This is a genomic window from Enterobacter sichuanensis (assembly GCF_009036245.1).
Taxonomy (GTDB): Bacteria; Pseudomonadota; Gammaproteobacteria; order Enterobacterales; family Enterobacteriaceae; genus Enterobacter; species Enterobacter sichuanensis.
The window spans coordinates 843,260-856,513 of record NZ_CP027986.1; the positions used below are offsets into that span (position 1 = coordinate 843,260).

The window sequence follows — 13,254 nt, forward strand, 5'->3', positions numbered from 1 at the left end:
TGTCGGCTTTCTAATAAACCGGCAGGCCGTGTTATTATTGTTATCAGTACATTTTGACAGGAAGAGTATTTTGACTACTGACACTCATACTCTGCATATTGAAGAGATTTTAGAACTTCTGCCGCACCGTTACCCGTTTCTGCTGGTAGACCGTGTGCTGGACTTTGAAGAAGGTCGTTTTCTGCGCGCAGTGAAAAATGTTTCCGTGAATGAGCCGTTCTTCCAGGGGCACTTCCCGGGGAAACCCATCTTCCCGGGCGTGTTGATCCTCGAAGCCATGGCACAGGCTACCGGTATTCTGGCGTTTAAAAGCGTTGGCAAACTGGAGCCAGGTGAACTGTATTACTTCGCGGGTATCGATGAAGCACGCTTTAAGCGTCCTGTCGTGCCTGGTGATCAGATGATCATGGAAGTCACTTTTGAAAAAACGCGTCGTGGCCTGACTCGCTTCAAAGGCGTAGCGCTGGTTGACGGCAAAGTTGTTTGCGAAGCGACAATGATGTGTGCTCGTAGCCGGGAGTCCTGATACGTGATTGATAAATCCGCCTTTATTCATCCTACCGCCATTGTGGAAGTGGGTGCCATCATTGGTGCTAACGCCCACATTGGCCCGTTTTGTATTGTTGGACCCCATGTCGAAATTGGTGAGGGTACAGTACTGAAATCTCACGTTGTGGTGAATGGTCACACGACCATCGGCTGCAATAACGAGATCTATCAGTTCGCCTCCATCGGCGAAGTTAACCAGGATCTTAAATATGCTGGTGAGTCGACCCGTGTGGAAATCGGCGATCGTAACCGTATTCGCGAAAGCGTCACCATTCATCGTGGAACAGTACAGGGTGGTGGGTTGACGAAGGTGGGCAGCGATAACCTGTTTATGGTTAATGCGCATATCGCGCACGACTGTACCGTGGGTGACCGCTGTATTCTTGCCAACAATGCCACGCTGGCAGGACACGTATCGGTTGATGACTTCGCAATTATTGGCGGCATGACCGCAGTCCATCAGTTCTGCATCATTGGTGCGCACGTGATGGTCGGTGGATGCTCCGGTGTGGCGCAGGACGTCCCACCTTATGTGATTGCGCAGGGCAACCATGCCACGCCGTTTGGCGTGAACATCGAAGGCCTCAAGCGTCGTGGTTTTAGCCGCGAAGCGATTACTGCCATCCGCAACGCGTACAAACTGCTGTACCGTAGCGGTAAAACGCTGGAAGAGGCGAAGCCGGAAATTGCCGAACTGGCGAAAAAGCACCCGGAAGTGAACGCGTTCATGGAATTCTTTGACCGTTCCACGAGGGGTCTGATTCGTTAATGGTCGACAGTCGTCCGCTTACGATAGCCCTGGTCGCCGGAGAAACCTCCGGCGATATTCTTGGTGCAGGTCTCATCCGCGCGCTGAAGGCGCGTGTCCCTGACGCACGCTTTGTGGGCGTTGCTGGCCCGCTGATGCAGGCCGAAGGCTGTGAAGCCTGGTACGAAATGGAAGAGCTGGCCGTGATGGGCATCGTTGAGGTGCTGGGGCGGTTACGCCGTTTACTGCATATTCGTGCCGATCTCACCCGCCGCTTTACCGAGCTCAAACCCGATGTCTTTGTCGGTATTGATGCGCCTGATTTCAACATTACCCTCGAAGGGAATCTGAAAAAGCAGGGCATTAAAACCATTCACTACGTCAGTCCGTCCGTCTGGGCGTGGCGACAGAAACGTGTTTTCAAAATTGGGCGGTCCACCAACCTGGTGCTGGCTTTCCTGCCTTTCGAAAAAGCGTTTTACGATAAATTCAATGTTCCGTGCCGTTTTATCGGACATACCATGGCGGATGCGATGCCGCTGGATCCGGATAAAAACGCGGCGCGTGACGTGTTGGGGATCCCGCATGATGCGCACTGTCTGGCACTGCTGCCGGGCAGTCGTGGCGCAGAAGTGGAGATGCTTAGCGCGGACTTCCTGAAAACCGCGCAAATTCTGCGCAATACGTATCCCGATCTCGAAGTGGTTGTGCCGCTGGTGAATGCTAAACGCCGGGAGCAGTTTGAGCGTATTAAAGCCGAGGTTGCACCGGATCTCCACATCCATCTGTTGGATGGAAAAGGCCGTGAGGCGATGGTTGCGAGCGATGCCGCGCTGCTGGCCTCCGGTACGGCAGCCCTGGAGTGCATGCTGGCAAAATGCCCGATGGTGGTAGGCTATCGCATGAAGCCGTTCACGTTCTGGCTGGCAAAACGTCTGGTGAAAACGGAGTATGTCTCCCTGCCAAACCTGCTTGCCGGGCGTGAACTGGTGAAAGAACTGCTGCAGGATGAGTGTCAGCCTCAGGCATTGGCCGATGCGTTGTTACCGCTGCTCGCCAACGGTAAGACCAGCCACCAGATGCATGATACGTTCCGCGAACTGCATCAGCAGATCCGCTGTAATGCCGATGAGCAAGCGGCTGATGCGGTGCTGGAGTTAGCAAAATGATGGAATTTGTTTATCCTCACACCCACCTTGTGGCGGGTGTGGACGAAGTCGGCCGTGGTCCGTTAGTGGGGGCTGTAGTGACCGCTGCGGTGATCCTCGATCCGGCCCGTCCGATTATCGGGCTGAACGACTCTAAAAAATTGTCCGAAAAGCGGCGACTGGCGCTGTTTAGTGAGATTCAGGAGAAGGCGCTGGCCTGGAGCCTGGGACGTGCTGAGCCGCATGAAATAGACGAGCTGAATATTCTGCATGCCACGATGCTGGCGATGCAGCGTGCGGTTGCGGGTCTGAAAATTGCGCCTGAATATGTTCTGATTGACGGCAACCGCTGTCCGGCATTGCCCATGCCTTCCATGGCGGTTGTCAAAGGCGATAGCCGGGTCGCGGAAATCAGCGCAGCTTCTATTATTGCCAAAGTGACACGCGACGCCGAAATGGCCGCGCTGGATCTCACTTACCCTCAGTATGGCTTCGCCCAGCATAAGGGCTATCCTACAGCTTTCCATCTGGAAAGACTGGCTGAACATGGCGCAACCGAACATCACCGGCGCAGTTTTGGCCCGGTGAAACGCGCGCTGGGACGGGTGTCCTGAATCAATACGCAAGCAATTAAGTAACGCGGAATCTGAAGATGGCTGAACCACGTTTCGTACACCTGCGGGTGCATAGCGACTACTCCATGATCGATGGGCTGGCGAAGACCGGGCCGCTGGTAAAAAAGGCGGCCTCTCTTGGCATGCCTGCGCTGGCGATCACCGATTTTACCAACCTGTGTGGCCTGGTGAAGTTCTACGGAACGGCGCATGGCGCGGGGATGAAGCCGATTGTCGGCGCTGATTTTCACGTGCAGAGCGATCTTATCGGCGACGAAATGACGCAAATCTCCGTGCTGGCGATGAACAACACGGGATATCAAAACCTCACGCTGCTTATCTCAAAAGCCTATCAGCGCGGTTATGGCGCGTTAGGGCCGTGGATCGATCGCGACTGGCTGGCAGAGCTGAACGAAGGGCTGCTGCTAATCTCAGGCGGCCGTATGGGTGACGTCGGCAAATCCCTGTTGCGTGGCAATATGGCGCTGGTGGATCAGTGTGTGTCGTTCTATGAAGAGCACTTCCCGGATCGTTATTATCTTGAATTGATCCGTACCGGTCGTCCGGATGAAGAGCGCTATCTCCATGCCGCCGTGGCGCTGGCTGAAGAGCGCGGGTTGCCTGTGGTTGCCACCAACGATGTGCGCTTCCTTGAGGCCGGTGATTTTGACGCCCACGAAATTCGCGTAGCGATCCATGATGGTTTCACCCTTGACGATCCCAAACGTCCGCGCAACTACTCGTCGCAGCAGTATATGCGCAGCGAGGAGGAGATGTGCGAACTCTTCTCCGATATCCCGGAAGCGCTGGAAAACAGCGTTGAGATAGCCAAGCGTTGTAACGTTACCGTTCGCCTCGGCGAATACTTCCTGCCGCAGTTCCCGACGGGAGATATGACCACGGAAGACTTCCTGGTCATGAAATCAAAAGAAGGTCTGGAAGAGCGTCTGGCATTCCTCTTCCCGGATGAAGAAGAGCGTAAAAAACGTCGTCCGGAGTATGACGAACGCCTGGATATTGAACTCCAGGTGATTAACCAGATGGGCTTCCCGGGCTACTTCCTGATCGTAATGGAGTTTATCCAGTGGTCGAAGGATAACGGCGTACCGGTCGGACCGGGCCGTGGCTCCGGTGCAGGCTCGCTGGTGGCCTATGCGCTTAAAATCACCGACCTCGATCCGCTGGAATTTGACCTGCTGTTCGAACGTTTTCTTAACCCGGAACGTGTTTCGATGCCCGACTTCGACGTCGACTTCTGCATGGAAAAACGTGACCAGGTTATTGAGCACGTGGCTGACATGTATGGCCGTGACGCGGTATCGCAAATTATTACCTTCGGTACGATGGCGGCAAAAGCAGTTATCCGAGACGTGGGCCGCGTGCTGGGGCATCCGTATGGTTTCGTCGATCGCATCTCTAAACTGGTGCCGCCCGATCCGGGCATGACGCTGGCGAAAGCCTTTGAAGCCGAGCCGCAACTGCCGGAAATCTACGAAGCGGACGAAGAGGTCAAAGCGCTGATCGACATGGCGCGTAAGCTGGAAGGCGTGACGCGTAACGCCGGTAAGCATGCGGGGGGGGTGGTTATCGCCCCTACCAAAATCACCGATTTTGCGCCGCTCTACTGCGATGAAGCGGGCCAGCATCCGGTAACCCAGTTTGATAAGAACGACGTGGAATACGCCGGACTGGTGAAGTTCGACTTCCTCGGTCTGCGTACGCTCACCATCATCAACTGGGCGCTGGAGATGATCAACGCCCGCCGCGAAAAGAACGGCGAACCGCCGCTGGATATCGCCGCTATCCCGCTGGATGACAAGAAAAGTTTCGACATGCTGCAGCGCTCGGAGACCACCGCGGTCTTCCAGCTTGAATCCCGCGGCATGAAAGATCTGATTAAGCGTCTGCAGCCTGACTGCTTCGAAGATATGATCGCACTGGTGGCGCTGTTCCGTCCGGGCCCGCTGCAGTCGGGGATGGTGGATAACTTTATCGACCGTAAGCACGGGCGCGAAGAGATTTCCTACCCAGACGTGCAGTGGCAGCATGAAAGCCTGAAGCCGGTACTGGAGCCAACGTACGGCATTATCCTGTATCAGGAACAGGTTATGCAGATTGCCCAGGTGCTCTCAGGCTATACGCTCGGCGGCGCGGACATGCTGCGTCGTGCGATGGGTAAGAAAAAGCCGGAGGAGATGGCCAAGCAGCGCTCCATCTTCGAAGACGGCGCGAAGAAAAACGGCGTTGACGGCGAACTGGCGATGAAAATCTTCGACCTGGTGGAGAAATTCGCCGGGTACGGATTTAACAAATCCCACTCCGCCGCCTATGCTTTGGTTTCGTATCAGACGCTGTGGCTGAAAGCGCACTATCCCGCTGAGTTTATGGCGGCGGTAATGACCGCCGATATGGACAACACCGAGAAGGTCGTGGGGCTGGTGGACGAATGCTGGCGCATGGGGCTGAAGATCCTGCCGCCGGATATCAACTCAGGCCTTTACCATTTCCACGTTAACGATCACGGGGAAATTGTCTACGGGATCGGTGCGATCAAAGGTGTAGGTGAAGGGCCGATCGAGGCGATCATCGAAGCGCGTAACAACGGCGGTTACTTCCGCGAGCTGTTCGACCTGTGCGCCCGTACCGATACCAAAAAACTGAACCGCCGCGTGCTGGAAAAACTGATCATGTCCGGCGCGTTCGACAGGCTGGGGCCGCACCGCGCGGCGCTGATGAATTCCCTCGGGGACGCCCTGAAAGCGGCGGATCAGCACGCTAAAGCGGAAGCCATTGGCCAGGCGGATATGTTCGGCGTGCTGGCGGAAGAGCCGGAGCAGATCGAACAGTCTTATGCCAACTGTCTGCCGTGGCCAGAACAGGTGGTGCTGGACGGTGAACGTGAAACGCTGGGCTTGTACCTGACGGGTCACCCGATCAACCAGTACATTAAAGAAATTGAGCGCTATGTCGGAGGCTATCGGCTGAAAGACATGCATCCGACAGAACGTGGTAAAATCACCACGGCTGCGGGGCTCGTGATTGCTGCAAGGGTTATGGTCACCAAGCGCGGCAATCGTATCGGCATCTGTACGTTGGATGACCGTTCCGGGCGTCTGGAGGTGATGTTGTTCACCGACGCGCTGGATAAATACCAGCAATTGCTGGAAAAAGACCGCATACTTATCGTCAGCGGACAGGTCAGCTTTGATGACTTCAGTGGGGGGCTTAAAATGACCGCCCGCGAAGTGATGGACATTGACGAAGCCCGGGAAAAATATGCTCGCGGGCTTGCTATCTCGCTGACGGACAGGCAAATTGATGACCAGCTTTTAAACCGACTCCGTCAGTCTCTGGAACCCCACCGCTCGGGGACAATTCCAGTACATCTCTACTATCAGAGGGCGGATGCACGTGCGCGGTTGCGCTTTGGTGCAACGTGGCGTGTCTCTCCGAGCGATCGTTTACTGAACGATCTCCGTGGCCTCATTGGTTCGGAGCAGGTGGAACTGGAGTTTGACTAATACAGGAATACTATGAGTCTGAATTTCCTTGATTTCGAACAGCCGATTGCTGAGCTGGAAGCGAAAATCGATTCTCTGACAGCGGTAAGCCGTCAGGATGAAAAACTGGATATTAACATCGACGAAGAAGTGCATCGTCTGCGCGAAAAAAGCGTAGAGCTGACGCGCAAAATCTTTGCCGATCTCGGCGCATGGCAGGTAGCCCAGCTGGCACGCCACCCGCAGCGTCCGTACACCCTGGATTATGTCCGCCTGGCGTTTGACGAATTTGACGAACTGGCAGGCGATCGCGCATACGCTGACGACAAAGCTATCGTTGGCGGTATCGCGCGTCTGGACGGACGCCCGGTGATGATCATTGGTCATCAGAAAGGTCGTGAAACCAAAGAGAAAATCCGTCGTAACTTTGGTATGCCAGCACCGGAAGGTTACCGTAAAGCCCTGCGTCTGATGGAGATGGCTGAGCGTTTTAATATGCCAATCATCACCTTTATTGACACCCCGGGGGCATACCCTGGCGTGGGCGCGGAAGAGCGCGGTCAGTCTGAAGCTATCGCACGTAACCTGCGTGAGATGTCCCGTCTGAAGGTACCGGTCATTTGTACTGTTATTGGTGAAGGCGGTTCCGGCGGCGCGCTGGCGATTGGCGTGGGCGATAAAGTGAATATGCTGCAGTACAGCACCTATTCCGTTATCTCCCCGGAAGGCTGTGCGTCCATTCTGTGGAAAAGTGCCGACAAAGCGCCTCTGGCTGCAGAAGCGATGGGCATCATTGCGCCACGCCTGAAAGAGCTGAAGCTTATTGATTCCATCATTCCGGAACCGCTGGGTGGTGCGCATCGTAAGCCGGAAGCGATGGCGGCTTCCCTGAAAGCACAGCTGCTGGCTGACCTGGCGGATCTTGATGTGCTGAGCACAGAGGATCTCCTCAATCGTCGTTACCAGCGTCTGATGACCTACGGTTACGCGTAAGCTTCACAATTATCTGAAAAGCCGCACAATGTTGCGGCTTTTTTTATACCTGCCGTTTACCTTAACTATGCTTAGCTAATGTTTTTCAAGGAGGTAAACCGTGAACATCATTGCCATTATGGGGCCGCACGGCGTCTTCTATAAAGACGAGCCCATCAAGGAGCTGGAGCAGGCCCTGCAGGCGCGCGGGTATCAGCTGATCTGGCCGCACAACAGCGCTGACCTGCTGAAGTTCATCGAGCACAATCCACGTATCTGTGGGGTGATCTTCGACTGGGATGAATATGACCTCGAACTGTGCAGCGATATCAACAAGCTGAACGAATACCTCCCGCTGTACGCATTTATTAATACCCACTCGACCATGGATGTCAGCGCCAATGATATGCGTATGGCGCTGTGGTTCTTTGAATATTCGCTCGGCGTTGCGGAAGATATTGCGACCCGTATTCAGCAATATACCGGTGAATATCTCGAAAATATTACCCCGCCGTTTACCCGCGCACTCTTCACCTACGTGAAGGAGGGCAAATATACCTTCTGTACGCCAGGCCATATGGCGGGGACAGCCTATCAAAAGAGCCCGGTGGGCTGCCTGTTCTACGACTTCTTCGGTGGCAACACGCTGAAAGCGGACGTATCCATTTCAGTCACTGAACTGGGCTCTCTGCTCGATCACACCGGCCCGCATCTTGAAGCCGAAGAGTACATCGCCCGCACCTTTGGTGCTGAGCAGAGCTATATGGTCACCAACGGTACTTCGACCTCGAACAAAATCGTCGGGATGTACGCTGCACCTGCTGGCAGCACTCTGCTGATTGACCGTAACTGCCATAAATCGCTGGCACACTTGCTCATGATGAGCGACGTCGTACCGCTCTGGCTGTCGCCCACGCGAAACGCGCTGGGTATTCTGGGCGGTATTCCACGGCGCGAATTTACGCATGATGCCATTGAAAGCAAGGTTGCGGCCGTCCCCGGTGCAAGCTGGCCTGTCCATGCGGTGATCACCAATTCAACCTATGACGGTCTGCTGTACAACACGGACTGGATCAAAAAGACGCTGGACGTGCCGTCGATCCACTTCGATTCCGCGTGGGTACCGTACACCAATTTCCACCCGATTTACGCAGGGAAAAGCGGCATGAGCGGTGAACGCGTACCGGGCAAAGTGTTCTTCGAAACGCAGTCGACGCACAAAATGCTGGCGGCGTTTTCTCAGGCTTCGCTTATTCACATCAAAGGCGAGTACGATGAAGAGACTTTTAACGAAGCCTTTATGATGCACACCACTACCTCACCGAGCTATCCGCTGGTGGCTTCCATTGAAACGGCGGCGGCGATGCTACGTGGTAATCCGGGCAAACGTCTTATTAATCGTTCGGTGGAGCGGGCACTGCATTTCCGCAAAGAAGTTCAGCGGTTAAAAGAGGAAGCCGACGGCTGGTTCTTTGATATCTGGCAGCCGGAAGAGATTGATGAGGCGGCGTGCTGGCCGGTTTCACCCGGTGAAGGCTGGCATGGCTTCCGGGATGCCGATGGCGATCACATGTTCCTCGATCCGGTAAAAGTGACGATCCTGACGCCGGGCATGGATGAACAGGGCAGGATGAGCGATGAGGGGATCCCGGCCGCGCTGGTGGCGAAGTTCCTTGATGAACGGGGCGTGGTAGTGGAAAAAACGGGCCCCTATAACCTCCTGTTCCTCTTCAGCATTGGGATTGATAAGACCCGGGCGATGGGGCTGTTGCGCGGCCTGATGGAGTTTAAGCGCGCCTACGATCTCAACCTGCGGGTGAAGAATATGCTGCCGGATCTCTACGCGGAGGATCCTGATTTCTACCGCAATATGCGCATTCAGGATCTGGCCCAGGGGATCCACAGGCTGATCCGTCAGCACGATCTGCCGCGCCTCATGCTTCAGGCTTTTGATGTCTTGCCCGAGATGAAACTCACGCCGCACAACGCCTGGCAGCGCCAGGTGAAAGGGGAGGTTGAAACCGTCGAGCTGGAAAACCTGGTCGGACGCGTATCGGCTAACATGATCCTGCCTTACCCGCCGGGCGTACCGCTCCTGATGCCAGGAGAGATGATTACCGAAGCGAGCCGGGCCGTGCTCGATTTCCTGCTGATGCTCTGTTCAGTAGGACGTCACTACCCGGGTTTTGAGACGGATATTCACGGGGCGAAGCGCGATGAAAACGGTGTTTACTGGGTGCGAGTCCTAAAATAAAGGTGACCGCTTGCCAGGTGTGGGTTTTCGGTTGTAACGTTCAGGCATCATAAAAAGGAGAAGCTATGCTGGGTTTAAAACAGGTTCACCATATTGCGATCATTGCGACCGATTACGCGAAAAGTAAGGCCTTCTACTGCGATATCCTCGGTTTTACGCTGATGAGCGAGGCGTACCGTGAGGAGCGTGACTCCTGGAAGGGCGATCTGGCGTTGAACGGGCAATATGTGATTGAGCTGTTCTCTTTTCCTTTTCCGCCTGCGCGTCCGTCCCGCCCGGAGGCCTGTGGGCTACGTCATCTGGCCTTCAGCGTTGATGACCTGGATAACGCAGTCAAACATCTGGAAGCGCACGGCGTCGCGTGCGAGGCGATCCGTGTCGATCCGTTCACCGACAAGCGTTTTACCTTTTTCAACGATCCGGACGGTTTGCCGCTGGAGCTTTACCAGCAGTAATGTTTGTCCTGTGTGATAATGCCCGCTCCGTTCGGGCATTTTTTATGTGTAATTTCCTATGACCTTACCCGCAATCGCACAAGCCGTTTCACCTTACCGCCAGCTGCTGGTGGGGTTTAGCGGTGGTCTGGATTCCACCGTTCTGCTCCATCGTCTTAAATGCTGGCGCGACCAGGAACCCGATGTCGAGCTTCGGGCGATGCATATTCATCATGGATTAAGCCCTCACGCAGAGGCGTGGGTGGCGCACTGTGAAGCCTTGTGTGCAGCCTGGGCAATCCCACTGCTTGTGGAGCGCGTCACGCTTAAGGATGAGGGGCTGGGCGTTGAGGCGCAGGCGCGTAAAGCCCGCTATGCTGCGTTTGCCGGCGCGCTACAGCCCGGCGAAGTGTTGGTCACGGCCCAGCATCTGGATGACCAGTGCGAAACCTTTTTGCTGGCGCTTAAGCGGGGCAGCGGGCCGGCGGGGCTTTCAGCCATGCCGGAGCGGGCTGAGTTTGCGGGGACGCAATTACTGCGCCCACTGCTTGGCGAAACGCGTGCGTCGCTGGAAGCCTGGGCACGAGAACATCAACTGAACTGGATTGACGATGAGAGCAACCAGGATGACGGCTATGACCGTAACTTTCTGCGTTTGCGCGTTCTCCCGCTTTTGCGCGAGCGCTGGCCGCATTTTGCCGATGCGACAGCAAGAAGCGCCATACTGTGCGCAGAACAGGAATCATTGCTCGATGAGCTGTTAAGTGAAGAGCTGGCTGAACTGATCTCTGAAAATGGGGCGCTGGCAATTGCACCGCTGCAAGGGAGGAGCCCGGTACGTCGCGCCGCACTGTTACGACGCTGGCTGGCCTCGCATCACGCGGTGATGCCGTCGCGGGCAATGCTGAGCCGCATCTGGGACGAAGTCGCCCTGGCGCGGGAAGATGCTGCTCCTTGCGTACACCTGAACGGTTTTGACGTAAGACGCTTTAAAGGTGAGCTCTGGTGGGTAAAATCGATGCCTTCACTCACTGATGTGGTGCTCGACTGGCCTTCCCCTGACGCACCGCTGATATTGCCCTGTGAGATCGGGCGTGTAACTCTGGTGCCGTCTGGGCATGTGCGACTGCCTGCGTCAGGAGAGCCGGTAACCGTTCGCTTTAAGGCTGGCGGCATGCTGCATATCGTCGGGCGTAATGGGGGACGCAAGCTTAAGAAGATCTGGCAGGAGTGCAACGTGCCGCCATGGCTGCGCGACACCACGCCGCTGCTGTTTTACGGTGAAACGCTGATTGCTGCTGCGGGTGTTTTCATCACGGAAGCGGGGTGGTCGGAAGAGGGTGTCAGTTTTGAGTGGCAGAAAGCGTAACGGGCAGCCAGGCTGCCCGTTAGTCTCATCAGGATTCGCTCACCACGACGGTGCCGATTTGCGGGTGGCTGAAGCTGGCAATTTTATCCAGACGCAGCTCACGCGTCGCCCCGCCATCTTCCACTACCAGATATTCCACATTCTTACGTGAAACCAGATCGCTGGCTTTCGCCTTCAACACTTCGCCATCTTTTAGCTCCAGCGTCAGTATTAAATGATGCTGGCAGGCGAGTTCGAGGTTGTCATAGTCATCACAATTGATGGGTTGATAGGTATCATTCATCGACATAATCGCTCACCAGTAAATTCGCCGCAGCATACGCTGCTTTTTCCCTGACCGACTCTGAAAGGCTCTCATCAGAGGCCACTTCATTAAGCACTTTCAATACACAGCCCAACGCGTCCGGGACATACCCCAGATCTCCGCTGGCGATTTCCGCATACCGTTTGCGAATTAACTCACAATAATTGTTCACATCCCCTCCCGCCAGCGCACTGACTTACTGTGAGATCTCATTAAGCCTACGAAGATAAACTCGGTTTAGCAAGGTGACTATACCATACTCATTTAAGCAATATCAGAGCCTTGATAGTGGTGTATTTATCACCCCGTAACAGCCTTTTGCCGCTGTTTTCGCTACAATGTGCGCCTGAATCGAATGGAGTTCTCTCATGGCGCTGAAAGCGACAATTTATAAAGCAGTGGTCAATGTGGCCGATCTTGATCGCAACCAGTTTCTGGATGCGTCGCTGACCCTGGCTCGCCACCCTTCCGAAACCCAGGAGCGCATGATGCTGCGCCTGCTGGCGTGGATTAAGTACGCCGACGAGCGGCTGCAATTTACCCGTGGGCTAAGCGCTGAAGATGAGCCTGAAGCCTGGCTGCGCAACGATCATCTGGGTATCGATTTGTGGATCGAACTCGGTCTGCCGGATGAACGCAGAATGAAGAAGGCCTGCACGCAATCCGCAGAAGTGGCCTTATTCGCATATAATCAGCGCGCTGCGGAGATTTGGTGGCAGCAAAACAAGAGCAAGTGCGCACAGTTTAAAAATCTTACGGTCTGGTATCTGGATGATGAGCAGCTGGCGCAGCTGAGCGAATTCGCTGGCCGGACCATGGTTTTGCAGGCGACGATTCAGGATGGCGCCATCTGGCTCTCTGATTCTCAGAATAATCTGGAAATTCATTTAACGGCGTGGCAGCCCGCGTCATGATCGTCTTGTCCCGAAACGTCAGCATCCCTGACAGCGAGCTGGAGATCACCGCCATCCGTGCGCAGGGGGCTGGCGGGCAGCACGTCAACAAGGCGTCGACGGCTATCCATTTGCGTTTTGACATTCGGGCCTCAAGCCTGCCAGAGTATTACAAAGAAAGCCTGCTCGCCGCCAGCCATCACCTCATTACCAGCGATGGCGTGATGGTGATTAAAGCTCAGGAATACCGCAGCCAGGAGTTAAACCGGGAAGCGGCAATAGCCAGGCTGGTGGCGGTCATCAAAGAATTAACGACGGTACAAAAAAGCCGTCGGGCCACGCGGCCAACCCGCGCATCGAAAGAGCGCCGGCTGTCCTCGAAGGCTCAGAAATCCACAGTGAAAGCACTACGCGGTAAAGTTCGTCGCCCGACAGAGTGACGAAAGGGAACACAATTTTCATAAGGAAT

The 13,254-nt window shown here is 55.2% G+C and carries 13 protein-coding genes; 11 read left to right on the forward strand and 2 right to left on the reverse strand.

Going from position 1 to position 13,254, the window contains the following annotated elements; all coding sequences use genetic code 11:
* Window positions 1-70: 70 nt before the first annotated feature.
* The 9 genes from fabZ (at window position 71) to tilS (ending at window position 11,588) form a co-directional block, all read left to right on the forward strand.
* Window positions 71-526, forward strand: coding sequence for a 3-hydroxyacyl-ACP dehydratase FabZ (gene fabZ, locus C1N69_RS03955; protein ID WP_010426706.1), 456 nt, complete (start codon window positions 71-73; stop codon window positions 524-526).
* 3 nt (window positions 527-529) lie between these two features.
* Window positions 530-1,318 (forward strand): acyl-ACP--UDP-N-acetylglucosamine O-acyltransferase, encoded by a 789-nt coding sequence (gene lpxA / locus C1N69_RS03960; RefSeq protein ID WP_025756822.1) that lies wholly within the window; start codon window positions 530-532, stop codon window positions 1,316-1,318.
* A complete protein-coding gene (gene lpxB, locus C1N69_RS03965) occupies window positions 1,318-2,466 on the forward strand; it encodes a lipid-A-disaccharide synthase (RefSeq protein WP_045285879.1) in 1,149 nt (382 codons plus the stop codon). Before lpxA ends, lpxB begins: the two co-directional genes overlap by 1 nt.
* Window positions 2,463-3,059, forward strand: a complete 597-nt coding sequence (rnhB, locus tag C1N69_RS03970; RefSeq protein WP_025756824.1) for a ribonuclease HII — start codon at window positions 2,463-2,465, stop codon at window positions 3,057-3,059. The genes lpxB and rnhB overlap by 4 nt, the downstream gene beginning before the upstream one ends.
* Before the next feature lie 38 nt (window positions 3,060-3,097).
* Window positions 3,098-6,580: a DNA polymerase III subunit alpha gene (dnaE, locus tag C1N69_RS03975; protein ID WP_155030712.1), complete on the forward strand. Its 3,483-nt coding sequence runs from the start codon at window positions 3,098-3,100 to the stop codon at window positions 6,578-6,580.
* A gap of 12 nt (window positions 6,581-6,592) precedes the next feature.
* Entirely contained in the window at window positions 6,593-7,552 is a 960-nt protein-coding gene (gene accA, locus C1N69_RS03980; RefSeq protein ID WP_025756826.1) for an acetyl-CoA carboxylase carboxyl transferase subunit alpha, read from the forward strand.
* 100 nt (window positions 7,553-7,652) lie between these two features.
* Window positions 7,653-9,785 carry a lysine decarboxylase LdcC gene (locus tag C1N69_RS03985; RefSeq protein WP_095449666.1) on the forward strand — a complete coding sequence of 711 codons (2,133 nt, stop codon included), beginning with the start codon at window positions 7,653-7,655 and terminating at the stop codon, window positions 9,783-9,785.
* Between the two features lie 65 nt (window positions 9,786-9,850).
* On the forward strand, window positions 9,851-10,240 hold the full coding sequence (locus C1N69_RS03990; RefSeq protein ID WP_025756828.1) for a VOC family protein: 390 nt from the start codon (window positions 9,851-9,853) through the stop codon (window positions 10,238-10,240).
* Window positions 10,241-10,298: 58 nt separating this feature from the next.
* Window positions 10,299-11,588, forward strand: coding sequence for a tRNA lysidine(34) synthetase TilS (gene tilS, locus C1N69_RS03995; RefSeq protein WP_155030713.1), 1,290 nt, complete (start codon window positions 10,299-10,301; stop codon window positions 11,586-11,588).
* A 28-nt stretch (window positions 11,589-11,616) separates the two neighbouring features.
* Here the strand turns inward: tilS and rof are convergent, their stop codons facing one another.
* Both rof and C1N69_RS04005 read right to left on the reverse strand, forming a co-directional pair.
* Complete coding sequence (gene rof / locus C1N69_RS04000) at window positions 11,617-11,877, reverse strand: Rho-binding antiterminator (RefSeq protein ID WP_025756830.1); 261 nt, start codon at window positions 11,875-11,877, stop codon at window positions 11,617-11,619.
* Window positions 11,864-12,064, reverse strand: a complete 201-nt coding sequence (locus tag C1N69_RS04005) for a YaeP family protein (protein WP_008501889.1) — start codon at window positions 12,062-12,064, stop codon at window positions 11,864-11,866. The genes rof and C1N69_RS04005 overlap by 14 nt, the downstream gene beginning before the upstream one ends.
* 196 nt (window positions 12,065-12,260) lie before the next feature.
* On the opposite strand from C1N69_RS04005, the gene C1N69_RS04010 reads away from it, so the two are divergent.
* Together C1N69_RS04010 and arfB are read left to right on the forward strand one after the other, a co-directional pair.
* Window positions 12,261-12,806, forward strand: coding sequence for a YaeQ family protein (locus C1N69_RS04010; protein WP_025756831.1), 546 nt, complete (start codon window positions 12,261-12,263; stop codon window positions 12,804-12,806).
* Entirely contained in the window at window positions 12,803-13,225 is a 423-nt protein-coding gene (gene arfB, locus C1N69_RS04015) for an alternative ribosome rescue aminoacyl-tRNA hydrolase ArfB (RefSeq protein WP_023334585.1), read from the forward strand. Before C1N69_RS04010 ends, arfB begins: the two co-directional genes overlap by 4 nt.
* The last annotated feature ends 29 nt before the right edge of the window (window positions 13,226-13,254 follow it).

Coding starts and splice junctions, on each gene's coding strand:
- lpxB (WP_045285879.1), top strand. CDS start 1,318: ATGGTCGACAGTCGTCCGCTTACGATAGCCCTGGTCGCCGGAGAAACC.
- rnhB (WP_025756824.1), top strand. CDS start 2,463: ATGATGGAATTTGTTTATCCTCACACCCACCTTGTGGCGGGTGTGGAC.
- dnaE (WP_155030712.1), top strand. CDS start 3,098: ATGGCTGAACCACGTTTCGTACACCTGCGGGTGCATAGCGACTACTCC.
- accA (WP_025756826.1), top strand. CDS start 6,593: ATGAGTCTGAATTTCCTTGATTTCGAACAGCCGATTGCTGAGCTGGAA.
- C1N69_RS03990 (WP_025756828.1), top strand. CDS start 9,851: ATGCTGGGTTTAAAACAGGTTCACCATATTGCGATCATTGCGACCGAT.
- tilS (WP_155030713.1), top strand. CDS start 10,299: ATGACCTTACCCGCAATCGCACAAGCCGTTTCACCTTACCGCCAGCTG.
- rof (WP_025756830.1), bottom strand. CDS start 11,877: ATGTCGATGAATGATACCTATCAACCCATCAATTGTGATGACTATGAC.
- C1N69_RS04010 (WP_025756831.1), top strand. CDS start 12,261: ATGGCGCTGAAAGCGACAATTTATAAAGCAGTGGTCAATGTGGCCGAT.
- arfB (WP_023334585.1), top strand. CDS start 12,803: ATGATCGTCTTGTCCCGAAACGTCAGCATCCCTGACAGCGAGCTGGAG.